The following is a 21,700-nucleotide window of genomic DNA, read 5'->3' on the forward strand; positions in this document are numbered from 1 at the left end:
CGCATGACCACTCAGTCCACCCAGCAGTCCGTACCTGCCCTCGGTACGCGCCCGGCCTCCGGCTCGGCTGTGTCCGATTCCAAAGCGGTGAGTCGCGCCGAGACCCGGGAGCAGCTCTCCAAGGCGTCGTACGACCTTCTCGTCATCGGCGGCGGCATCCTGGGCATCTCCACCGCCTGGCATGCCGCGCAGTCCGGGCTGCGGGTGGCACTGGTGGACGCCGGCGACTTCGCCGGTGCCACCTCGTCCGCCTCCTCCAAGCTTCTCCACGGCGGTCTGCGCTACCTGCAGACCGGCGCGGTGAAGCTGGTGGCGGAGAACCACTTCGAGCGCCGTGCGGTCTCCCGCCAGGTGGCCCCCCACCTGGCGAACCCGCTGACCTTCTACCTCCCCGTGTACAAGGGCGGCCCGCACGGCGCCGCGAAGCTCGGTGCCGGTGTGTTCGCGTACTCGGCGCTGTCCGGCTTCGGGGACGGCGTCGGGCACCTGCTGAGCCCCTCGAAGGCCGCGCAGGACGTGCCCGAGCTGCGCACCGACAACCTCAAGGCCGTGGCCGTGTACGGCGACGACCAGATGAACGACTCCCGGATGGCCCTGATGACGGTCCGCGCGGCCGTCGAGTCCGGTGCCGTCGTCCTCAACCACGCCGAGGTCACCGGGCTGCGCTTCACCAATGGCCGGGTGACCGGCGCGGAGCTCAAGGACCGTCTCTCCGGTGACGAGTTCGGTGTCTCCGCGCGCCTGGTCCTGAACGCGACCGGCCCGTGGGTCGACCACCTGCGCAAGCTGGAGGACCCGAACGCGGCGCCGTCCATCCGCCTGTCGAAGGGCGCGCACCTGGTCCTGAAGCGCACCGCCCCCTGGAAGGCCGCGCTCGCCACCCCCATCGACAAGTACCGCATCACCTTCGCCCTCCCCTGGGAGGACATGCTGCTGCTCGGCACCACCGACGAGGAGTACGAGGGCGACCCGGCGGACGTCGCGGTCAACGAGAAGGACATATCCCAGATCCTGGACGAGGCCGCGTTCTCCATCCGCGACCAGCAGCTCTCCCGTGACCTGATCACGTACTCCTTCGCCGGTCTGCGCGTGCTGCCCGGCGGGCCCGGCGACACCTCGAAGGCCAAGCGCGAGACGGTCGTCACGGAGGGCCGTGGCGGGATGCTGTCCGTCGCGGGCGGCAAGTGGACCACCTTCCGGCACATCGGCCGCACCGTCATGAAGAAGCTGGAGTCGCTTCCCGGGCACCCGCTGGGCGAGGACTTCGAGCCGATCTCCGAGCTGCCGAAGAAGATGCCGCTGCCTGGTGTCGCCAATCCGCGCGCGGTCGCGCACCGCCTGCTCGTCGACGGGCCTGCGCCCGGGCCGCGCATGGGGGCCGACACCGCCAAGCACCTCGCCACCCACTACGGCTCGCTGGCCTTCGACATCGCGCGGCTCGCGAAGGACGACGCGTCGCTCGCCGAGCGGGTTCACCCCGACGCCCCGGAGATCTGGGCGCAGGTCGTGTACGCCCGGGACAACGAGTGGGCCGAGACCGCGGACGACGTGCTGCGTCGGCGTACGACGCTGACGATTCGGGGGCTTGCGACGGACGAGGTGCGGGGGAAGGTTCAGGACCTGCTCGACAAGTAGGTCCTGCGGTGACGTGAGGGGGCTCCCACGGGGGGGGAGCCCCCTCACGTGTGTGCTGCCGAAGGGCGAGAGGCGGTGTTTTTTCGCCCCCTCCGCCCCTACCCGTCCCTTGCTCCTGGGGCTCCGCCCCAGACCCCGCTCCTCAAACGCCGGAGGGGCTGAATCTTTCCCCGGCCGGCGCTAGAGATCTTTTAGCCCGTCCGGCGTTTGAGGACGAGGCCGTTCAGGCCGATAGCGGGGGTCTGGGGGCGCAGCCCCCAGGAACGGGACGGGAAGGGGCGGAGGGGGCGAATACCCGCCGTGTTCAGCCGAGCGCCTCGATCACGGCCCGTACGTCCTCGGGGCCAGTCAACTCAGCTCGCCTGAGGATGAGTTCACGTCCCAGAAGCAGGGCTCGGCGGGAGGCCGGTACCGGGTCGGTCAGGGTCGTCAGGTCGGTGAGGTGGGCGAAGCCGATGATTCGGCGGATGATCTCCGTGCCGGCGAAGCCGAGAGACTCCGTCCAGAGTCGGGCCAGAAAGCGGTCGAGGTAGGCGTCGTCGAAGAAGGTGTCGACGCGGGTCGGCCACAGACGGCGGAACTCGGACTCGAACGCCTCCCAGGACAGCCGGAGTTGGTCCCCGTGGTCACCGTAGATACCCAGGGCTGCCGCACGCGCTTGAGACACGAGCGTGTTCGCCCAGTACAGACCGAGGTCGAAACCGATCGGGCCGACGAAGGAGAACTCGGGGTCGAAGACCCGTACCACCGGGGCGCCTTCGCGTACGCCGACCATGACGCTGCCGGTGTGCAGGTCGCCGTGGAGCAGGGCCTGACCGCTCGTCATGAAGACATGGCGGAGGTCCGCGACCTCGGTGCGCAGCCGGGCGTCGGCACGGAATTCGGCGGCCAGGTCGGCCAACTCCGGGTGCCAGTGGTTGTGTTCGTGCTCGATGTAGGGCTCGGAGAGCACCACGTCCTCGGTGATCTTGCACAGCTCGGGGCTCACCGAGGCCGCGATCAGCGCCTTGCGGTCGGCGGAGGACATGCCGAAGTCGCTGGTGGCGAAGGAGAGTTGGGCGACGAACTCGCCGATCCGGGCGGAGGTGTCCGGGCCGTACGACCCGCCCTCGTTGAGGACCGTGCGCAGGACCTCCAGGTCGGACATGTCCTCCATGACGAGGGCGTAGTTCTCGGCGTCGTAGCCGTGGATCGCTGGGATCTTGTCCGGGGCGACCTTGGCGACCTGCTCGTAGGCGCGGGCCTCCGCGTCGGCGCGCTCGGGGCTCATCGGCCAGGAGGGGCCTGCCACGCGGACCCAGGGCAGGGCCTGCTTGACGGCGAGGCCCCGGGTGCCGTCGGCGGAGGTGGCGAGGAAGACGCGGTTCATGTTTCCGTCGGAGACCTCGCGCACGTCGAGGTCTCCCCCACTCCAGTGGCCGCGCTCGCGCAGGTACGCGGAGACGTCGTCCGGCTCCAGGATGCGGTAGCCCATCGTGAACTCCCTTATGCGGTGCGGCGCTTGGACAGGGTGAAGCTGAAGACCAGGGCGAGGATGAGTACCGCGCCCTCGACGACGTCCTGTGTGTAGTACGGCAGTCCCTTGATGGTCAGGCCGGTGGTGATGATCCCGATGAGTACGGCGCCCAGGGCCGTGCCCCAGACGTTCGGGCGTCCGCGGCCGAGGACCGACGTGCCGACCAGGGCCACCGCGACGGCCTCGAGGAGCTGGGAGGTACCGGCCGAGACATCGCCCTGGCCGATGCGGGCGGCCAGGATCAGGCCGCCGATGGAGGCGAGGACGCCGGAGAGGACGTACGCCAGGGCCCGGTAGGCGCCGACGCGAATGCCGGCGAGGCGCGCTGCCTCGGGGTTGGCGCCGATCGCGTACAGGACGCGGCCCCAGCGGGTGCGGGCCAGGAACACCCAGGCGATGACCGTCAGTCCGCCGAAGATCAGGACGGAGACGGGGATGCCGAGGAGGGTGCCCCGGTCGATGCGCAGGAAGCCCTCGGTGAATCTGCCGGGCGCCGTGGTGCCGTCGGACTGCGTCATGCCGGGGGTGATGGACTGCCCGTCGACCAGGATGAGTTTGGTGCCCTGGATCACGAACATGGTGCCGAGTGTGGCCAGCATGTCGGGGATCTTGAGGACGACGATCAGCAGGGCGTTCAGCAGACCGGCCAGCGCGCCCGCCGCGATGACCGCGAGGATCGCGACCGCGCCGACCTGGTTGTAGGAGACCATCGTCTTGGCGGCGACCGTCACGCCGAGCCCGGCCACCGCGCCGACCGACATGTCCATTCCGCCCACCGCCATGGTGAGCGTGACGCCGAGGCCGAGGATCGCGGCGACGGAGACGTACCGGAGGGTGTCGAGCAGCGTCGCCGAGTCGCGGAAGGACGGCTCGCTGATCGCGAAGTACGCGAAGAGTGTGACGGTGACGAAGATGAAGCCGTATTTGATGACGGCGTTCTGGACGCGCGGGCCGGCGGCGAGCGGGGACAGGGTCGCCGTCTTCGCGGGGGCGCTCTGCGTGGTGGTCATGGCGTACTTCCTGGTGTGACCGGTGTCGGGCGGAGTGTGACCGGTGTCGGGTGGACGCCGAAGGTTGTGTCCGGTGTCGGGCGGACGCCGACGGCTGTGCCCGGCATCAGAGGGACGCCGAGATGGACTGGATCACGCGGTCGCGTTCCGCTTCTTCGCCGTACGCGTCGAGGCGGATCTCGCCCGCCGCGAGGACGACGACGCGGTCGGCGACCTCCAGGATCTCGTCGACGTCGGCTGACAGGACGAGGACGGCGGCGCCCTCGGCGGCCAGGGTGCGGGCGCGGCGGCCGATGTCGCGGCGGGCGCCGATGTCCACGCCTCGGAACGGCTCGTCCAGGATGAGGACGCGCGGGCTCTCGGCGAGCCAGCGGCCGACGACGACCTTCTGCTGATTGCCGCCGGAGAGTTCCTCGACGGTGCTGTGCTCGTCGCGGGCGACGACGCCGAGCTGCTCGATGGTGGCGCGGCCGAGCGCGTCCTCCCTGGTGCGGCTCACGAGCCCTGCCGTGGAGAGGGACTTGAGGAACGGCAGCGAGATGTTCTGCGCCAGCGACCAGCCGGGCACCAGGGCGTCGGCGTGCCGGTCCTCCGGTACGAGGTGTACGCCGGCGGCGATGGCGTCGGCGGGGCGGCGCGGCTCGTACGGTTTGCCGTCCAGCCCGACCGCTCCCCCGGTGAAGCGGTCGGCGCCGAACAGACCGCGGGCCAGTTCCGTCTTGCCCGCGCCCAACAGGCCCACGACGCCGGTGACTTCGCCGGCCCGGATGTCGAGGTCCTGGGGAGTGTGGCCTTCGAGGAGCGGTACTCCGCGCAGCGAGAGGACGATCTCGCCCTGGTGCCCCGCCTTCTGGGGCCGTGCAGTGGTCGCCTCCTGTGCCTGGGCGAGCATGGCGCGCAGGGCGCTGTCCCAGTCGAAGGGCTTGGTCTGGTCCTCGGTGAGACGGCCGTCTCGCAGAACGACCAGGCGGTCGGCGAGTGCGTCGATCTCGCCGAGCCGGTGGGAGACGTACAGGACCGCGATGCCCTCGTCGCGCATCCGCTCGACGAGCGCGAAGAGGCGTTCCGCCTCGGTGGCGGAGAGCGCGGAGGTCGGCTCGTCGAGGATCAGCAGGCGCGGGCGGGTGGCCAACGCGCGGGCGAGGATGAGCAACTGCCGGTCGGAGATGCCGAGTTCGGTGACGTCGCGCTTGAGTACGGCGTCGCTCCAGCCGAGGTCGAGGGCGGACTGGATCTCGCGGGCGCGGGCCAGCAGGCGGCGGCCGTTCAGGAAGGGGTTCCCGCGGCTCTGGGCCAGCTCCTCGAAGACCAGGTTCTCGGCGACCGTGAGGCCGGGGACGATGCCCTCGCCGATCCGCTGGTGGACGGTCTGGATGCCCAACTGGCGGGCGGCGAGAGGGGAGTGGAGCGCGGCGGGCTCGCCGTTCACGCGCACTTCCCCGCCGTGGTCGGTGTGCACGCCGGACAGGATCTTGATGAGCGTGGACTTGCCCGCGCCGTTCGCGCCGAGCAGCGCGACGACGCTGCCCGGGGCGATGTCCAGCGAGACGGACTCCAGGACCGTCCTGCCTCCGAAGGCCATGCTGACCTCACGGAGGCGAACCGCGGCGCCGGTGTCAAAAGGCCCGTCAAAAGGCGTGTCAGTGGGCGACATTGGGGATCCAGTCCGCGGTGCTCACCTTGGACAGGTTCAGCTCGGGCAGCGCCGCACGCAGCTGGTCCATGTTCTCGATCTTCTTCTCACGCAGGAAGTCCTGGGTGATGGCGACGGCAGGGAACTCGACCGAGGTCTTGTTCAGCTGACCGGCCAGTTCCAGGGCGGCGGTGCGGACCACGGCGGCGCCGACGGCGGAAGGGTCGGTGCCCGCGGTGGCGACCCACGGGCTGTCCGTGGCGGTCATGTTCTGGATGTCGGCGTTGGAGACGTCCGCGCCGAAGACCTTCACCTTGTCCTGGAGCTTCTTGTTCTGGACGGCGAGGACGGTGCCCTTGGCCAGCTCGTCGTAGGGGGCGAATACGCCGGTCACGTCGGAGTGCTGGGTGAGCGCGGCGGAGACGAGGGGAACGTTGTCGGTGGCCGTGGAGTCGGTCACCTTGCCGACCTTGAACTCCTGCTTCCAGCCGTTGGCGTCGGCGGTCTTCTTCCAGACGCTGTCGCGCTTGTCGAGGGCGGCGTACCCGGCGACGTTGACGTAGCCGACCTTGGCGTCCTTGCCGAGTTCCTCGGTCATCACGTCGAGGACGGCCTGGGCCATGCTGGCGTCGTCCTGCTTGGTGGCGACCACCGACTTGTTGGTCTGCTCGACGTCGTAGACGACGACTTTGATGCCCTTCTTGACGGCCTTGTCGATCTCCGGCTGGATCGTGGCCGGGAAGCCGTGGTCGACGATGATGGCCTGTGCCCCGGAGTTGATGGCCGAGGAGAGGTCGGTGGCCTGCTTGGCGTTGTCGGCCTGGGCGTCGTACACGGTCAGGTCGATGCCGAGGGCCTCGGCCTGTGCCTTGGCGCCGTTGCCCCACTGCTCGAAGTAGTCCCCGGCGCCGCTCTGCCGGACCAGGGCCACCTTGACCTTGCCCTTGCTGAAGGGCGCGGGCTTCGCGGCGGTCGCCGCGGAGGCCGAGGCGGCCTTGTCCCCGGTGCTCTGCGAGGCGTTCGTGGACTGGGAGCAGCCCGCGAGCAGGAGGGCGGAGGCGGAGGCCAGCGACAGCGCGGCGAGGGGGACACGGGTACGGGACATGGGTGCTCCTGGGCAGGGCGGCGCGAGGGGGTGAAGGGGGAGGGCGTGCGTGACCCGGAGCATCGGAGGAGAACGCGCCACTACCGCGGACATGGCGGGAGCCCAGGGGGCTCGGGCGACTTGGCGCTCCGGGTGAGGTCAGCGACAGCGGGCTGTGGTCGACCGGAGCAAGTCCACGTACAGCCGCCGCACGAGCAGCAGCGTCTTCATAAGGAGATCATGAGAACGTTTTCAGCCAGGCGTCAAAACCCGTGACCTGAATTCTCAGTGGTTGAGACAACAACTTCGTCACACCCGGCCGACCGCCCGCCTGGAGTTACCATCTCGGGACCGGCACCCGACCCGGGACAGTGAGGCTTTCCGATGACGACACCAGGCGCGACAGCGAAGCGACGCTGTACCGGCGCGGCGTGTCGCGGCTGACGACCACAGCCCCGAGCCTTTCGCGCGTCCCGCGGCCCCGCCGCCCGTGTCCCTCCCCCCACCGGCTACTCGTCTCGGTATCCGGACATCCCTTCCAGCCCCCTGGAGTTGCTCCCATGACCCTGCTGACGACCTGGCCCGAGACCGGCTCGGAGACCGTCGTGCGCCGTTCCTCCGACCCCACCGAGATCGCCGCCGCGCTCGCCCCGATCGGCGTGCGCTACGAGCAGTGGCCGATCCGCGAGGACGTTCCCGCGGACGCCGACAGCGACACCGTGTTCGCCGCGTACGGCCCGGAGATCGAGAAGCTCAACGCCGAGGAGGGCTTCACCACGGTCGACGTGCTCGGCCTGCACCCGAGCGAGGACCCCGAGTACCCGGTGAAGGCGAAGGCTGCGCGCGCGAAGTTCCTCCAGGAGCACACGCACGACGACGATGACGAGGTCCGGTTCTTCGTCTCGGGATCCGGGATCTTCTATCTGCACGTGAACGGCGAGGTGCACGCCGTGTACTGCGAGAAGGGCGACCTGCTCGGGGTGCCGCGCGGCACGACGCACTGGTTCGACATGGGCACGAAGCCGGCCTTCACCGCGATCCGCTTCTTCCACGAGGAGGACGGCTGGATCGGCAGCTTCACCGGCTCCACCATCGCCTCCCGCTTCCCGGACTACGACACGATCGACGCCGGGTACGCGAAGGACAAGGCCTCCGCGTGACCGAGCACTTCGACATCGACTCCGTGGTGCTCGACATCGAGGGCACCACGAGCGCCACGGGGTTCGTCGTGGACGTGCTCTACCCGTACTCGCGCTCTCGTTTCGGAGCGGTGCTCTCGGAACGGAGCGGCGATCCGGACGTGGTGCGGGCGGTCGCGCAGGTGCGCGAGCTGATCGGCGAGCCGGACGCTGATGCCGTACGCGTCGAGAAGGCGCTCAACGAGTGGCTCGACGAGGACCGCAAGGCGACCCCCCTCAAGACCCTCCAGGGCCTCATCTGGTCCGAGGGCTTCGCGCGCGGCGACCTCGTCTCGCACTTCTATGACGACGTGGTCCCGGCGCTGCGCCGCTGGCACGCGGCGGGCGTACGTCTGCACGTGTACTCGTCCGGCTCGGTGGCCGCGCAGCGCGCGTGGTTCCGGTCGAGCCCCGAGGGCGATCTGCTGCCGCTCGTCGAGGGGTTGTACGACACGGAGAACGCCGGGCCGAAGCAGGAGCCCCGGTCGTACGCGACGATCGCGGCCGCGCTGGGCGAAGCCCCGGGCCGCATTCTCTTCCTCTCCGACCGGCCGGGCGAGCTGGACGCCGCGCGTGCGGCGGGCTGGCAGGCCGTGGGCGTACGCCGCCCCGGGGAGCCGTATTACGAGCAGGGCGTCGGCGATCACCCGCAGGCGGGGACGTTCGACGAGATCACCATCGCAAGGAGCACCGCATGACCGTCGTGACCTCAGCCCTGGACCTGGAGGAGGCGGGCGCGGTCCTGGCCGCCGAGTCGGCCCGCTTCGCCTCCTTCGGCTGGATGCGCGGCACCTCGGGAAACCTGTCGGTGGTCCTGTCCCGCGATCCGCTCCGCCTCGCGGTCACGGCGAGCGGGCACGACAAGGGTGAACTGACCCCCGCCGACGTGGTGTTGGTGGACGGCGCGGGCGCGGCGGTGTCGGGCGGCAGGCCGTCCGCCGAGGCCGAGCTGCACGCGCGCGTGGCCGCGCTGACCGGTGCCGGTGCCGTCGTCCACGTGCACACCGTCGCGTCCGTGGCCATGGGCCGTCGTGAGCCTGGCGGCATCGTGTTCAAGGACGTGGAGATGCTCAAGGGCGTCGGCCGGCCCGCCCACGACGTCGAGGTCACCCTCCCCGTCATCGCCAACAGCCAGGACATGAAGGTCCTGGGCGACCGCCTGGAGGCGGCCCGCAACCCGCAGATGCCGGCGGTGGTCGTGGCCGGCCACGGCCTCTACGTCTGGGGCACCGACCCCCGCCAGGCCCGCCACCACACCGAAGTGGTCGAGTGGCTCCTGGAGTTGGAACTGACCCAGCGCTGATTCCCGCTGATTGAAGAGGGGCCCGAGTCGGTGACTCGGGCCCCTCTTCAATGCACCCCCACAGCAGCGCCCCTCAGGGGCGCGGGGAACTGCGCGACCAGCCCCCACCATCCGCACTCAAAACACCGCCCCCGACGCTGAGTTATCGCAACCGTGCCCCCGGCAGCTCCCCCGCCGACACCTCCAGCACCCCCCGCTCGGTGACCAGCCCGGTCACCAACCGCCCCGGTGTCACATCAAACGCAGGATTGTGCCCCCGCGACCCCGCGGGAGCCGTCCGCACCCCCGCCCACTCCAACACCTCGTCCTCGCCCCGGAGTTCGATGTGAATGTCGGCGCCCGAGGCCGTCGACAGGTCCACGGTCGTGGTGGGCGCGGCCACCAGGAACGGCACCCCCGCATCCGCACAGGCCAGTGCAACGCCCACCGTGCCGACCTTGTTGGCCGTGTCCCCGTTCGCAGCGATGCGGTCCGCGCCGACGATCGCCGCATCGACCTCGCCGCGCAGGATGGTGCCCGCGGCGGCGCCGTCGGCCTGGACGTAGTGCGGGATGCCCTCCTGGACCAACTCCCAGGCGGTCAGGCGTGATCCCTGGAGCAGGGGACGAGTTTCGTCGGCGTACACGACCTCGACAAGGCCGCGCGTGTGCAGTTCACGTATGACGCCGAGGGCGGTGCCCCAGCCGGCGGTGGCGAGCGCGCCGGTGTTGCAGTGGGTCAGGATGCGGAGCGGCCGGCCCAAGTCGGTGCGCTTCAGGAGCCAGTCGGCCCCGAACGCCCCCATCGCCCGGTTCGCCTCGACGTCCTCGCGCTGGACGGCGGCCGCCTCCGCGAGGACCGCTTCCAGTCCCTCGTCGAACCGGGTCAGCACGCGGTCGACGCAGACCATGAGGTTGACGGCGGTGGGTCGCGCCTCGCGGATCCGGGCGACCGCCGCGAGCACCTGCGCGCGGTCCCATCCCTCGCGCTCGCCCTGCAGCAGGGCGAGCGCCACGCCGTACGCCCCCGCCGCCCCGATCGCCGGAGCGCCCCGGACGACGAGCCGCTGTATCGCGTCCACCAGGTCGTCCACGGTGCGGATTTCGCGGGTCTCGGTGCGGTGCGGAAGCACGGTCTGGTCGATGAGCGCGAGACTGCTTCCGGTCCAGTCGACGGCGCGCAGTTCCTGGGGCATAACGGGGCACTCCTGATGTTCCGAAGGTGCGCGACACCGTACATGACCTCGAAGAACCACAGTTCGAGACAGTCGGGCAGGTGTCCTAAAACCGGTGTTACAGTCCAGCACCCGCAGGCCCGAGACCGACACGAAGGAGGGACCTGTGCTGCTCACGAAGCGTCGCTTCCTCGACTTCGGCCGGTGCGCCGCCGACGGCTGTCGTAGCTGACTCGCAGTTCAGCTCCCGCCGTAACCGTCACCGCCCCACCCTCACCGCTCGGCCCCCTCGCGCCCCCGCACAGCGTGCCCTGCCGCAGCCTCCGGAAGGTCATCCCGATGTACCGCAGAAACCGCCGTTCCCTCCAGTTCGCCGCCCTCGCGGCAGGCACCGCGCTGCTCGCCACCGCCTGCAACGCGGCCGCCAAGGACAGCGCGTCCGACAGCTCCGCGAGCAGTGGCAAGTCCTTCACGCTGGTCACTCCCGACCCCGTGGGGCAGAACGAGTTCCTGAAGCTCGCGGTCACCGGAGTGAAGGCGGCGGCCAAGGCCCACGACGGGACGCAGACCGTGTATCAGTCCTCGGACACCGCGTCCGAGCAGCAGAACGTGCAGGCCGCGGTGGACGCCGCGCCCGATGTGATCGTGCTCATGGGCTTCGAGTTCGCCGACCTGGTCGCACAGCAGGCCGAGGCCCATCCCAAGCAGCAGTTCCTGATGGTCGACGCGTGCACGACGAAGACGTACAAGAACGTGAGTTGCGCGACATTCCGTGAGCACGAGGGCGTGTACCTGGCGGGCGCCGAGGCCGGGCTGCTCAGCGAGAGCGGCAAGGTCGGCGCGGTGGACGTCCTGGACACGCCCCAGTTCCGGCGCTACAGCGACCCGTTCGCGGCCGGCGCCAAGGCGGTCGCCGCCAAGACGACCGCCTCCACGCGCTTCGTCGGCGGCCAGTCCCCGTTCGACGACTCGGCCCGCGCCAAGGAGCAGGCGAACGCGCTCCTCGCCAAGGGCACCGACCAGATCATGGCGGCGGCCGCGGCCGGCAACTACGGCGTCTTCGAGGCGGCGAAGGCCAAGGGCGCCTACGCGTACGGCGTCGACGTCAACCAGTGCACCTCGGCGCCGGGCACGGTCGTGGACAACGTGATCAAGAAGACCGACGTCGCGGTGGAAGAGGGCATCAAGCAGGTCCTCGACGGCAACACGGGCAAGACGATCTCGTACGGCCTCAAGGAGGGCGGCATCAGCCTCACCGGCCTGGAGGCCGGCGTCGACACCTCCAAGTGCGTCATCGCCGACCACAAGGACGTCCTGACGAAGGTCGAGGCGCTGCGCGATCAGATCGTGTCCGGAGAGCTGAAGGTCGATGACCCCGCAGCCAGTTGAGACCGAGGTTGTCGTCGAGCTCCGGGGAATCACCAAGCGGTTCCCCGGCACGCTCGCCAACGACGCCGTCGATCTGACCGTCCGGCGCGGCGAGATCCACGCCCTGATGGGCGAGAACGGCGCGGGCAAGTCCACGCTGATGTCCGTCCTTTACGGGATGGAACGCCCTGACGCCGGTTCGGTGCGGATCGACGGGCGCGAGGTGTCCTTCGGCGACCCCGGCGACGCGATGGCCGCCGGGCTCGGCATGGTGCACCAGAGCTTCAAGCTGTTCGACTCGCTGACGGTCGCCGAGAACGTCGTCTTCGCGGCCGAGCCGCGCCGCTTCGGTCTCCTCGACCGCGCGGCGGCGCGGCGCCGGGTGCGCGAACTGGCCGAGGAGCACGGGCTCGCCGTCGACCCGGACGCCCGGGTCGGTGACCTCCCGGTCGGCCTGCGGCAGCGCGTGGAGATCCTGAAGCTGCTGCACCGCGGCGCCCGTACGCTCATCCTCGACGAGCCGACCGCGGTGCTGACCCCCGCCGAGGCCGACGCCCTGTTCACGGTCCTCAAGTCGCTCACCGCGCAGGGCCGTACGGTGATCCTTGTCACGCACAAACTGCGCGAGGTCCTCGAAGGCAGCGACAACGTGACGGTGCTGCGGGACGGCCGCGTCGTCGCCCGGCTGCGCACCGCGGAGACGAGCGCCGACGAGATCGCCGCCGCGATGACGGGCCGCGCGGTCGACCTGGACCGCGTGCACGCCACGGGCACCCCGGGTGACGTGGTGCTGGACGTGGAAGACCTCGCCACCGACGCGGTACGTGAGGTCCGGCTGACCGTCCGGGCGGGCGAGATCGTCGGTATCGCGGGAGTCGCCGGCAACGGCCAGAGCGAGTTGATCGAGGCGCTGGCCGGGCTGCGGCCCGTCACCGGCGGCCAAGTCGCCCTGCGGGGCCGGGACATCACGCACGCCTCGGCGACCGAACGGCGCGCCCAAGGCCTCGCGTACGTGCCCGAGGACCGGCACGCGGTCGGCACCGCGCCCGCCGCGTCCGTCGCCGACAACCTCGCGATGGGCCATCACCGTACGTCGCTGTCCTCACGGCACGGACTGCTGACGCCCTCGGCCGTACGGGCCCACGCGCAAGGTCTCGTCGAACGCTTCGGCATCAAGGCGTCCTCGCCCGAGGTGCCCGCCTCCGCACTGTCCGGCGGCAACCTCCAGAAGCTGCTGATCGGCCGCGAACTCGCCCACGACGCCCCGCTGTTGCTCGTCGAGCAGCCGACGCGGGGCGTCGACATCGGTGCCATCCAGAACATCCACGACGAACTGGTCGCCTACCGCGACGCGGGCCACGCCGTCCTGCTCGTCTCGGCCGAGCTCAGCGAGATCCGCGCGCTCGCGGACCGGGTGCTCGTGATGTACGAGGGCCGCGTGACGGCGACGTACACGAAGGACGAGGCGGACGAACGGACGCTGGGCCTGGCGATGGCGGGCGGCAAGGCCCCCGAACAGCCGCCGGTGCAGCCCCCGGTAGAGGTCGGAGACTGACATGACCCGAATAACAGGGGCCCTGCGCTCCCCCGTCACCTTCTCCGTCCTCGCCGGAGTCGTCATCGGCGCGCTGTTCCTGGTGGGCACGGGCGCCGATCCGGTCTCCGCGTACGGCGCCGTCATCAGCGGTTCCCTCGGCTCCGACGGCATCGGCTCGACCCTGTCCACCACCACCAGCGTGCTCGGCATGGCGCTCGCGCTGGCGATCCCGCTGCGCGCCGGGCTCATCAACCTCGGCGGCGACGGGCAGTTGGTGCTCGGCGGCATCGCGGCGGCGGTAACCGGCCTCTACTCACCACTGCCCGCGCCGCTCACCGTCGTCCTCGCGATCCTCGCGGGCATGGCGGCGGGCGCCGGATACGCGGCCCTGGCAGCGCTCTGCGAGAACCACCTCGGCGTACCGCTCCTGGTGAGCAGCCTGCTGCTCAGCTATCCGGCCTCGTCGCTCGCCTCGTACCTGGTGCGCTATCCGCTCAAGGAGCCCGGCTCCAGCCTCCCCCAGACGCGTCAACTGCCCGACGGGGTGGCCCTGCCCGCCTTCGGCGACTCCACGGTGACCGTCGGCCTGCTGCTGATCGTGGCCGCCGCGGCCGCGTACTGGTTCGCGGACTCCCGTACGGCGGTCGGCTACGAAATCCGGATGACCGGCCTCAACTCCCGCTTCGCCGCCTACGCGGGCGTCGAGCGCAAGGGACTGACGCTCAAACTGATGGCGGTGTCGGGCGCACTCGCCGGACTCGTCGGCGCCATCGGGGTGTTGAGCTTCCCGTACCGCTTCCTCGACGGCGCGCTCACCGCCCCCGGGTACACCTGGACGGGTCTGACGGCCGCGCTGCTCGCGGCGGCGGGCCCGCTGGGCACGGTCCTCGCCTCGTTCTTCTTCGCCGTACTCGAGGTCGGCGGGCTCTCCATGGAACGCACCACCGAGGTGCCGCGCGAACTGACGCAGGTGCTGCAGGCCATCGTCATCGTGTTCCTGGCGGCCCGGCTGCGCTTCCCGAACAAGTGGCTTGGAAGGTCCCGGGAGTCCCGGCGGCTTCGGCAGAAGGAAGCCGTGTGATGTTCTTCGACTCCGATCTCCTCATGTCCGCGCTGCGCGCCCTCACTCCCATCCTGCTGGCCGCGCTCGGCGGCGCGATCTGCGAACGCGCGGGCGTCTTCAACATCGGCCTCGAAGGCATGATGCTGATGGGCTGCTTCACCGCGGTGACCACGAGCTGGTTCACCGGCAGCCCCTGGCTGGGCGTCCTGGCGGCCGCACTCGCCGCCGCCGTGTACTCGCTGATCCTCGCCGTCGGCACGGTGACCCTGCGCGGCGACGCCGTGGTCCTGGGCATCGCCATGAACCTCCTCGCCGTCGGCCTGACCAGCTTCCTGCTGCGTACGGTCTTCGGCGTGCAGGGCACTTTTGACGATCCGTCACTTGCCGGTCTGCCGTTGGTCGGTGGCTTCTCACCGCTCGCGTACGTGGCATGGGCCTCGGTCGGTGTCGCGGCGCTGATGCTCTCCCGGCACGTGTGGGGCCTCAGGCTGCGCGGGGTCGGCGAGGCGCCCGAGGCGGCGGCCACGCTCGGGGTGAGCCCGGCGAAGTACCAGTACGCGGCGGTGCTCGTCTCCGGAGTGCTGTGCGGCCTCGCCGGAGCCCAACTCGCCCTCGGCAACGTCACGTTGTTCTCCGAGAACATGACGGCCGGACGCGGCTGGATCGCCGTGGTCGCGGTGATGCTCGGCCGTGCGCTGCCCCTCGGTGTACTGCTCGCCGCGCTGCTCTTCGGACTCGCGGAGGCCGCGGGCTTCCGTCTTCAGGGCCTCGGCCTGCCGCAGCAGGCGACCGACGCCGCGCCGTACGTGGTCACACTCGGCGCCCTCTTCCTCACGACGGCCCGCCGCCGTCGCCGTACCCGCCCCGCTGGAGCCGTCTCATGACCCAGGACCTGTTGCCCATCACCCGCATACCCCGCACGGGCCTCCCTCCGCAGGCCCTGGTCGTCGGGGACCCGGCGCGCGCCGCGGCCGTCGCGGCGCTGCTCGACGGCGCCGAGGAGGTCTCGTACCACCGCGAATACCGTGTGTTCAGCGGGAGTTGGAAGGGCCTGCCGGTCACCGTCGCCTCGCACGGGGTCGGCGCGCCCGGCGCGATCCTGCTCTTCCAGGAGCTGGCCGACGCGGGCGTCACGACCTTCCTGCGCTTCGGCACGGCAGGCGCGATGCGCCCCGGTATCGGTGACGGCGATCTCGTCATCGCGGAGGCCGCCGTACGCGACGACGGTGTCACCCAGCAGCTGCTGCCGCCCGAGTACCCGGCGGTGTCCTCCCCCGAGGCGGTGCTCGCGCTCCAGCGCGCGGCCCGCGCGGCGGGCGCCCCGCACCACCGGGGTCTCGTCTGGACCCGGGCGGCCTTCCAGCCCGGACTGATCCCGCTCAACACCTACGACAACGCGGGTCTCGCCGCTATCGAGATGGAGCTGTCCGCGCTGCTGGTCACCGCCTCACTGCGTGGCCTCGTGGCGGGCGGCGTGCTCGTCGTCGACGGCGCGAACGCGGACGAGCTGGTCGACGAGGAGAACACCGGCGGCTACAACCCGCACCGCGATGTCGTGGCGGAGGGCGTGGAGCGAGGGGCCGTTGTGTCTCTTGAGGCACTACGGCTGCTGGCCGAGGAGCACGCGGAGTCCGAGGAGCACGCGGCATGAGTGAGCGCGCTGACGTGGTCTCCGCTGATCTGCTGGTCGAGGGCGGGGACGTCCTGACCGTCGACGAGGCCGGAACCCTCGTGCGCGACGGTGCCGTCGCCGTCCGCGACGGCGAGATCCTGGCCGTCGGTCCCGCCGAGGAACTCCGTACGCGGTACGCGGCCACCGACACCCTCGACGCGAGCGGCTGCCTCGTCCTCCCCGGCCTTGTCAACACCCACACCCACCTGGCGATGACGCTGTTGCGCGGCCGCGCGGACGACGTCACGCTCCAGGGTTTCCTGGAGCGGGTGCTGCGCTGGGAAGCGGAGTTGCTGTCCCCTAAGAACGTCGCGGCGGCGGTGCGGGTCGCGATCGCCGAGAGCGTACGGGCGGGGGTGACCTCCGCGCTCGACATGTACTGGTTCCACGAGGCGGCCGAGCAGGCGGCGCGCGAGGCGGACTGGCGGCTGCACACCGGGCCGACCTTCATGGACGTACCGAACGCCCCCGACGGCATCGCGTACGAGGACCGGCTGGAGTGGGCGCGCCGCGATCTGACCGACCGCGCGACGACCCGGCCGGGCGTCCGTCCCGTTCTCTTCGCCCACTCGACGTACACCCTCTCCCCCGAGCAGCTCGTCGAAATAGCCGCGCTGGCAAGGGAGTTCGGAGCGCTGCTGCACATCCACGCGGCGGAGAACGCGACCGAGGTCGCCACCGTCGAGGTCGCCCACGGCAAGCGTCCGGTGGAACTGCTCGACTCGCTCGGGCTGCTCGGCCCCGACCTGCTGCTCGCGCACGCCGTGGATCTGACGGGTCCCGAGATCGCGGCCCTCGCCCGCACCGGCACGTCGGTCGCGCACTGCCCGGTCTCCAACCTGAAGCTCGGCTGCGGTATCGCCCCGGTCCCGAGGCTGCTCAGCGCGGGCGTGACCGTCGGGCTCGGCACGGACGGCGCCGTCAGCTCCAACACCCTGGACATGCTGGGAGCCGTCAGGCAGGCGGCCCTCGTCCACAAGGCGGCCGGCGATCCCACCGCGGTCGGCGCCGAACAGGCGGTCCGCATGGCCACCATCGAGGGCGCCCGCGCGCTGGGGCTCGGCGACCACCTGGGCTCCCTTGAGGCGGGCAAGCGCGCCGACCTGGTCGTGCTCGACCTCGACGCGCCCCATCTGAGGCCGCTGCACGATCCGTGGTCCACGCTCGCGTACGCCGCGCACTCGGCGGACGTACGGGACACGGTCGTCGACGGCCGGATCCTGATGCGGGACCGCGCGCTCACCACCCTCGACGAGCCCTCCGCACTGGCCGACCTGGAGGCCCTCGCCTGACCTGACGTCGGATTCCGTGTCCCGTTCAGCCCGCTGACCCTCATAATGGCTGAGACATCGGACGTCTGAGCGGATGCCTTGGCGACATCCCGAACGGCACGCTGAACGACAGGGAGGCCCGCCATGGCAGTCACCGACGAGGCGATCGAGAAGATCAAGGGAATGATCGTCTCCGGCTCCCTGCGCCCCGGCGACCGGCTCCCCAAGGAGAGCGAACTCGCCGCCGAACTCGGCCTGTCCCGCAACTCCCTGCGCGAGGCGGTGCGCGCCCTGTCGCTCATCCGCATCCTGGACGTCCGGCAGGGCGACGGCACCTACGTCACCAGCCTGGATCCCCAACTCCTCCTGGAGGCGCTGAGCTTCGTCGTCGACTTCCACCGCGACGACACGGTGCTCGAGTTCCTGGCGGTCCGCCGCATCCTGGAGCCGGCCGCCACGGCGATGGCGGCCTCGCGCATCAGCGAACAGCAACTGAACGCACTGACCGCCCAGTTGGACCTGCTGGGCGACGAGCCCTCGGTGGAGGAACTCGTCGCCGCCGACCTGGAGTTCCACCGGGGCATCGTGCAGAGCTCCGGGAACTCGGTGCTCTGCTCCCTCCTCGACGGCCTCTCCGGGCCCACGACCAGGGCCCGGATCTGGCGCGGCCTGACCCAGGAGGACGCGGTCAGCCGCACCCTGCACGAGCACCGCGCGATCCTCACGGCCCTGCGCGACCGCGACGCGGAGGCGGCCCGCTCATGGGCGACGGTGCACATCGCGAGCGTGGAACAGTGGCTGCGCTCGACCCTGTGAACCGCGCCACGAAGACACCTCTCACCCGCTCGGCATCCCGGACCGCTTCGACCCGGCCCGGCGGGCGCGAGGTGACTCCTCGGATGACTGGGGGGTGTTTCAGGGTGACGGTCACGCGTGTTTCCGGCCCCTCGGCGGGGCAGTGATCCGTTCACTCCCCCGTGCAAGGGGGCTGCGGAGGCCCCCTTCGCACGCCGTAAGGTTGGGGCGTACGTGAGGGCACGTCGGAAGGAGGCACTGGGTGATCGAGCTCGAGGGGGTTCCCGAGCTGGTCGACCCGGTCATGGTGGCCGCGTTCGAAGGCTGGAACGACGCCGGCGACGCCGCCTCCACCGCGGTCGCGCATCTGGACAAGGAATGGAAGGGCGAGGTGTTCGCGGCGCTGGACGCCGAGGACTACTACGACTTCCAGGTGAACCGCCCCACCGTGTGGCTGGACGGCGGTGTCCGCAAGATCACATGGCCGACGACAAGGTTGTCGGTGGTCCGGGTCGGCGGCGACAAGCCACGTGACCTGGTGCTGGTCCGGGGTATCGAGCCGTCGATGCGGTGGCGCTCGTTCTGCAACGAGCTGCTCGGCTTCGCGCACGAGCTGGGCGTGGAGCTGGTGGTGATCCTGGGCGCCCTGCTCGGTGACACCCCGCACACGCGTCCGGTGCCGGTCAGCGGGGTGACGTCCGATGCGGACCTGGCCCGCACCATGGACCTGGAGGAGACCAAGTACGAGGGCCCCACGGGCATCGTCGGCATCCTCCAGGAGGCGTGCACACACGCGGGCGTACCGGCCGTGTCCCTGTGGGCGGCCGTACCGCACTACGTGTCGCAGCCGCCGAACCCGAAGGCGACGCTGGCCCTCCTCAACCGCCTGGAGGACCTGATCGACCTGCGTATTCCGCTGGGCGAGCTGCCCGAGGACGCGCGGGCCTGGCAGCTGGGCGTCGACCAGCTGGCCGCCGAGGACAGCGAGGTCGCCGAGTACGTCCAGTCGCTGGAGGAGGCCCGGGACACCGCTGAGCTGCCGGAGGCCTCGGGCGAGGCGATCGCCCGTGAGTTCGAGCGGTATCTCCGCAGACGGGACGGCGGCGGTCCGGCCACGCAGGCCGGGGGCCACGCCACCGAGAGCGGCGAGTCCGCGTCGTTCCTCCGGGACGGCCCGGCAGGCCGCACCCGGCCGCCGAAGCCGCAGCTGCCGGAGACGGACGCGGAGTCCGGGACGGACCACGGCACCGGGGCGGACGACAAGAGCAACACGGACGACAAGACCGGCACGGACGACAGGACCGGCACGGACGGCGAGGGTCCCGACGACACCTCCGAGGACTCCTAGGACCTTCCGGATTTCCTCGACGAACTGAACCACCAGGGGCGGTGCGCAGGACGCGCACCGCCCCTGCTGTGTAGCGGGACCGGTCGAGCGGTCGACAAGCGCTCCCGCCCCGTCGCATGACACCCGTCTCCTCAGCCTTTGGCTGGTTTGCCTCGTGACAACTGTTTCAGGACGGATTGCACAGGTTGCCCAATTCAACTTGTTTTCAAACCAAGTTGACGGCATCGGGGGTGGACGACTCGCCGTGCGAGGAGCAGGGTGTGCCCCGAAGGCGCGGCCCGGGGACGGGACATGGCACCGCGTCATCCCGCGACAGAGCACCCGTATGGACCGAGCCAAGAGCACCCGCATGGACCGAAGGGAGCGGTACGCGATGACCGACCAGGTACAGCCGGCGCAAGGCCCGGGAACGTCCGGGCCGGGGCCCGACGGAGCGGGATTCACCTACCGAGGAGCCGAGCAGGAGCTGATCGTCGTCGCACGTCCTGAGGCCAGGCTTCGTGCCCGGACCGAGGGCGTCCGTTCGGCGGTGGGCGCCGATGTGTCGGCCCTCAACATGTTCCTCAGCGACGAACAGCTCTCCCTGGAGCCGCTGTTCGGCAGCGAGGAACGTCTGCAGCAGTCCGCGGCGGCGGCCACCGAGAGCGGCCCCGACCTCGCACTCTTCTACCGGGTGCGCGGCGTCGAGAGCCGCGCCCAGGAACTGCGCTCACGGATCGCGGCACTGCCTGAGATCGACACGGCTTACGTGAAGCCGGGCGCCGTACCGGCCTCCGTGGGGTCGGTCGGGCAGAGTGCCGACAACAGTCAACGAGTGAAGGAAGGGGCGCCCGTCACCCCGGACTTCACCAGCCGCCAGGGATATCTGCGCCCGGCGCCCGAGGGGATCGACGCGTACTGGGCCTGGCAGCGGCCGGGCGGTACGGGCCAGGGCGTGACCGTAATCGACGTGGAGGGGGCCTGGCAGCTCGGCCACCAGGACCTGGCGGGGAAGCTCGCGGGCGTCGTCGTCGGCACCCCGCTGACCGACCTCGCCTGGCGCAACCACGGCACCGCCGTCATCGGAGTGATCGGCGGTGACCGCAACGAGCACGGGATCACCGGCATCGTGCCGGACACCGTGACCGCGGCCGCGTCCTTCCAGAGCATCGGCACGGCGGCCGCGATCCACGCGACGGCCGACCGGCTGAGCCCGGGCGACATCATCCTGATCGAACTGCACGCTCCAGGCCCGCGGTTCGACTTCGAGGAGCGCGACGACCAGCAGGGCTACATCCCGGTCGAGTGGTGGCCGGACACCTTCGCGGCCGTCCGGTACGCGACCGCCAAGGGCGTGCTCGTCGTGGCGGCCGCGGGCAACGGCGCCGAGTCGCTCGACGACGGGGTGTACGAGCGCCGCCCCGCCGAGTTCCCCGAGTGGTGGCGCAACCCGTTCAACCCCTCCAACCAGTCCTCCGGCGCGGTCCTGGTCGGTGCGGGCGCACCGCCGCCCGGCACACACGGCCGCGACCACGGCCCGGACCGCTCGCGGCTCGCGTTCTCCAACTACGGGGCCCGCGTGGACGCGCAGGGCTGGGGACGCGAGGTCACGACCACCGGCGGCTCCTGGGACCGTCCCGGTGACCTGCAGGGCGGTGCCGAGGAGATCGGCTGGTACACGGACACGTTCTCCGGTACCTCCTCCGCCTCTCCGGTGGTGGTCGGCGCCCTGGCCGCACTGCAGGGCATGCTGAAAGCGGCCGGGCAGGTACCGATGTCCCCGGAGCGTGCCCGCGCGGTGCTGCGGGCCACGGGCACCCCGCAGCAGGACGCGCCGGCCCGGCCCGCCTCCCAGCGGATCGGCAACCGGCCGGACATCAAGGCGGCGGTGACCCATCTGCTGCCGGACGCGGTCGGCTCGGGCCTGGCCGAGCGGTACTGGGACGAGCTGCTGCCGTACCCGCGTGAACTCCCGCCGAGGCTCCGGCTGTTCGTGGCCGGCGACTGGCGCAACCTCAACAACCCGTCCCCCGAGATCCGCCAGGCGGTGCACTCCGCCTTCGCGGGAGGACGGCCCGACGTACGTGTCTGGTTCTCGGACGACGAGATCGTCGGCCTGGTGGTCACAGGCTGAGGACCTGATCGCCACGTACCA

General features: G+C 70.8%; 18 protein-coding genes. 13 read left to right on the forward strand and 5 right to left on the reverse strand.

Features of this window, described 5'->3' with window-relative positions; genetic code table 11:
* Positions 1-3 precede the first annotated feature (3 nt).
* Entirely contained in the window at positions 4-1,635 is a 1,632-nt protein-coding gene (locus OG219_RS10225; RefSeq protein ID WP_266825085.1) for a glycerol-3-phosphate dehydrogenase/oxidase, read from the forward strand.
* A gap of 304 nt (positions 1,636-1,939) precedes the next feature.
* Here the strand turns inward: OG219_RS10225 and mtnK are convergent, their stop codons facing one another.
* From mtnK to OG219_RS10245, 4 genes are all read right to left on the reverse strand, one after another.
* Complete coding sequence (gene mtnK / locus OG219_RS10230; protein ID WP_266825087.1) at positions 1,940-3,109, reverse strand: S-methyl-5-thioribose kinase; 1,170 nt, start codon at positions 3,107-3,109, stop codon at positions 1,940-1,942.
* 11 nt (positions 3,110-3,120) lie between these two features.
* Positions 3,121-4,161: an ABC transporter permease gene (locus tag OG219_RS10235; RefSeq protein WP_266825089.1), complete on the reverse strand. Its 1,041-nt coding sequence runs from the start codon at positions 4,159-4,161 to the stop codon at positions 3,121-3,123.
* Positions 4,162-4,267: 106 nt separating this feature from the next.
* Entirely contained in the window at positions 4,268-5,815 is a 1,548-nt protein-coding gene (locus tag OG219_RS10240) for a sugar ABC transporter ATP-binding protein (protein ID WP_266825091.1), read from the reverse strand.
* Entirely contained in the window at positions 5,802-6,899 is a 1,098-nt protein-coding gene (locus tag OG219_RS10245) for a substrate-binding domain-containing protein (RefSeq protein WP_266825093.1), read from the reverse strand. The genes OG219_RS10240 and OG219_RS10245 overlap by 14 nt, the downstream gene beginning before the upstream one ends.
* 539 nt (positions 6,900-7,438) lie before the next feature.
* Here OG219_RS10245 and OG219_RS10250 point away from each other — a divergent pair.
* The 3 genes from OG219_RS10250 to mtnB are packed head-to-tail and all read left to right on the forward strand — an operon-like array spanning position 7,439 to position 9,359.
* Positions 7,439-8,038: an acireductone dioxygenase gene (locus tag OG219_RS10250; protein ID WP_266825095.1), complete on the forward strand. Its 600-nt coding sequence runs from the start codon at positions 7,439-7,441 to the stop codon at positions 8,036-8,038.
* Positions 8,035-8,754 (forward strand): acireductone synthase, encoded by a 720-nt coding sequence (gene mtnC, locus OG219_RS10255; protein ID WP_266825097.1) that lies wholly within the window; start codon positions 8,035-8,037, stop codon positions 8,752-8,754. The genes OG219_RS10250 and mtnC overlap by 4 nt, the downstream gene beginning before the upstream one ends.
* On the forward strand, positions 8,751-9,359 hold the full coding sequence (gene mtnB / locus OG219_RS10260; RefSeq protein WP_266825099.1) for a methylthioribulose 1-phosphate dehydratase: 609 nt from the start codon (positions 8,751-8,753) through the stop codon (positions 9,357-9,359). The genes mtnC and mtnB overlap by 4 nt, the downstream gene beginning before the upstream one ends.
* A gap of 142 nt (positions 9,360-9,501) precedes the next feature.
* Here the strand turns inward: mtnB and mtnA are convergent, their stop codons facing one another.
* Positions 9,502-10,533 carry an S-methyl-5-thioribose-1-phosphate isomerase gene (mtnA, locus tag OG219_RS10265; protein WP_266825101.1) on the reverse strand — a complete coding sequence of 344 codons (1,032 nt, stop codon included), beginning with the start codon at positions 10,531-10,533 and terminating at the stop codon, positions 9,502-9,504.
* A gap of 318 nt (positions 10,534-10,851) precedes the next feature.
* On the opposite strand from mtnA, the gene OG219_RS10270 reads away from it, so the two are divergent.
* From OG219_RS10270 to OG219_RS10310, 9 genes are all read left to right on the forward strand, one after another.
* A complete protein-coding gene (locus tag OG219_RS10270; RefSeq protein WP_266825103.1) occupies positions 10,852-11,901 on the forward strand; it encodes a BMP family ABC transporter substrate-binding protein in 1,050 nt (349 codons plus the stop codon).
* A complete protein-coding gene (locus tag OG219_RS10275) occupies positions 11,882-13,435 on the forward strand; it encodes an ABC transporter ATP-binding protein (RefSeq protein WP_266825105.1) in 1,554 nt (517 codons plus the stop codon). The genes OG219_RS10270 and OG219_RS10275 overlap by 20 nt, the downstream gene beginning before the upstream one ends.
* Before the next feature lies 1 nt (position 13,436).
* Positions 13,437-14,498, forward strand: a complete 1,062-nt coding sequence (locus tag OG219_RS10280) for an ABC transporter permease (RefSeq protein WP_266825107.1) — start codon at positions 13,437-13,439, stop codon at positions 14,496-14,498.
* Positions 14,498-15,364, forward strand: coding sequence for an ABC transporter permease (locus tag OG219_RS10285; RefSeq protein ID WP_266825109.1), 867 nt, complete (start codon positions 14,498-14,500; stop codon positions 15,362-15,364). The genes OG219_RS10280 and OG219_RS10285 overlap by 1 nt, the downstream gene beginning before the upstream one ends.
* A complete protein-coding gene (locus OG219_RS10290; RefSeq protein ID WP_266825111.1) occupies positions 15,361-16,131 on the forward strand; it encodes a purine-nucleoside phosphorylase in 771 nt (256 codons plus the stop codon). Before OG219_RS10285 ends, OG219_RS10290 begins: the two co-directional genes overlap by 4 nt.
* The gene (locus OG219_RS10295) at positions 16,128-17,444 is read left to right on the forward strand and encodes an amidohydrolase (protein ID WP_266825113.1); all 1,317 of its coding nucleotides are present in this window, start codon (positions 16,128-16,130) and stop codon (positions 17,442-17,444) included. Before OG219_RS10290 ends, OG219_RS10295 begins: the two co-directional genes overlap by 4 nt.
* A gap of 123 nt (positions 17,445-17,567) precedes the next feature.
* Positions 17,568-18,239, forward strand: a complete 672-nt coding sequence (locus tag OG219_RS10300; RefSeq protein WP_266825115.1) for a FadR/GntR family transcriptional regulator — start codon at positions 17,568-17,570, stop codon at positions 18,237-18,239.
* A 241-nt stretch (positions 18,240-18,480) separates the two neighbouring features.
* Entirely contained in the window at positions 18,481-19,566 is a 1,086-nt protein-coding gene (locus OG219_RS10305) for a PAC2 family protein (RefSeq protein WP_266825117.1), read from the forward strand.
* Between the two features lie 373 nt (positions 19,567-19,939).
* Positions 19,940-21,679 (forward strand): S8 family peptidase, encoded by a 1,740-nt coding sequence (locus OG219_RS10310; protein ID WP_266825119.1) that lies wholly within the window; start codon positions 19,940-19,942, stop codon positions 21,677-21,679.
* The last annotated feature ends 21 nt before the right edge of the window (positions 21,680-21,700 follow it).

Origin of the sequence: Streptomyces sp. NBC_00038 (assembly GCF_026343635.1) — a bacterium.
Classification (GTDB): Bacteria; Actinomycetota; Actinomycetes; order Streptomycetales; family Streptomycetaceae; genus Streptomyces.

Bases quoted from the DNA above. Each gene is read 5' to 3' on its own strand.
- OG219_RS10225 (WP_266825085.1), top strand. From the start codon at position 4: ATGACCACTCAGTCCACCCAGCAGTCCGTACCTGCCCTCGGTACGCGC.
- OG219_RS10290 (WP_266825111.1), top strand. From the start codon at position 15,361: ATGACCCAGGACCTGTTGCCCATCACCCGCATACCCCGCACGGGCCTC.
- OG219_RS10310 (WP_266825119.1), top strand. From the start codon at position 19,940: ATGACCGACCAGGTACAGCCGGCGCAAGGCCCGGGAACGTCCGGGCCG.
- mtnA (WP_266825101.1), bottom strand. From the start codon at position 10,533: ATGCCCCAGGAACTGCGCGCCGTCGACTGGACCGGAAGCAGTCTCGCG.
- OG219_RS10240 (WP_266825091.1), bottom strand. From the start codon at position 5,815: ATGTCGCCCACTGACACGCCTTTTGACGGGCCTTTTGACACCGGCGCC.
- OG219_RS10295 (WP_266825113.1), top strand. From the start codon at position 16,128: ATGAGTGAGCGCGCTGACGTGGTCTCCGCTGATCTGCTGGTCGAGGGC.
- OG219_RS10300 (WP_266825115.1), top strand. From the start codon at position 17,568: ATGGCAGTCACCGACGAGGCGATCGAGAAGATCAAGGGAATGATCGTC.
- OG219_RS10235 (WP_266825089.1), bottom strand. From the start codon at position 4,161: ATGACCACCACGCAGAGCGCCCCCGCGAAGACGGCGACCCTGTCCCCG.
- OG219_RS10280 (WP_266825107.1), top strand. From the start codon at position 13,437: ATGACCCGAATAACAGGGGCCCTGCGCTCCCCCGTCACCTTCTCCGTC.
- OG219_RS10270 (WP_266825103.1), top strand. From the start codon at position 10,852: ATGTACCGCAGAAACCGCCGTTCCCTCCAGTTCGCCGCCCTCGCGGCA.
- OG219_RS10250 (WP_266825095.1), top strand. From the start codon at position 7,439: ATGACCCTGCTGACGACCTGGCCCGAGACCGGCTCGGAGACCGTCGTG.
- mtnK (WP_266825087.1), bottom strand. From the start codon at position 3,109: ATGGGCTACCGCATCCTGGAGCCGGACGACGTCTCCGCGTACCTGCGC.
- mtnB (WP_266825099.1), top strand. From the start codon at position 8,751: ATGACCGTCGTGACCTCAGCCCTGGACCTGGAGGAGGCGGGCGCGGTC.
- OG219_RS10285 (WP_266825109.1), top strand. From the start codon at position 14,498: ATGTTCTTCGACTCCGATCTCCTCATGTCCGCGCTGCGCGCCCTCACT.
- OG219_RS10275 (WP_266825105.1), top strand. From the start codon at position 11,882: ATGACCCCGCAGCCAGTTGAGACCGAGGTTGTCGTCGAGCTCCGGGGA.
- OG219_RS10245 (WP_266825093.1), bottom strand. From the start codon at position 6,899: ATGTCCCGTACCCGTGTCCCCCTCGCCGCGCTGTCGCTGGCCTCCGCC.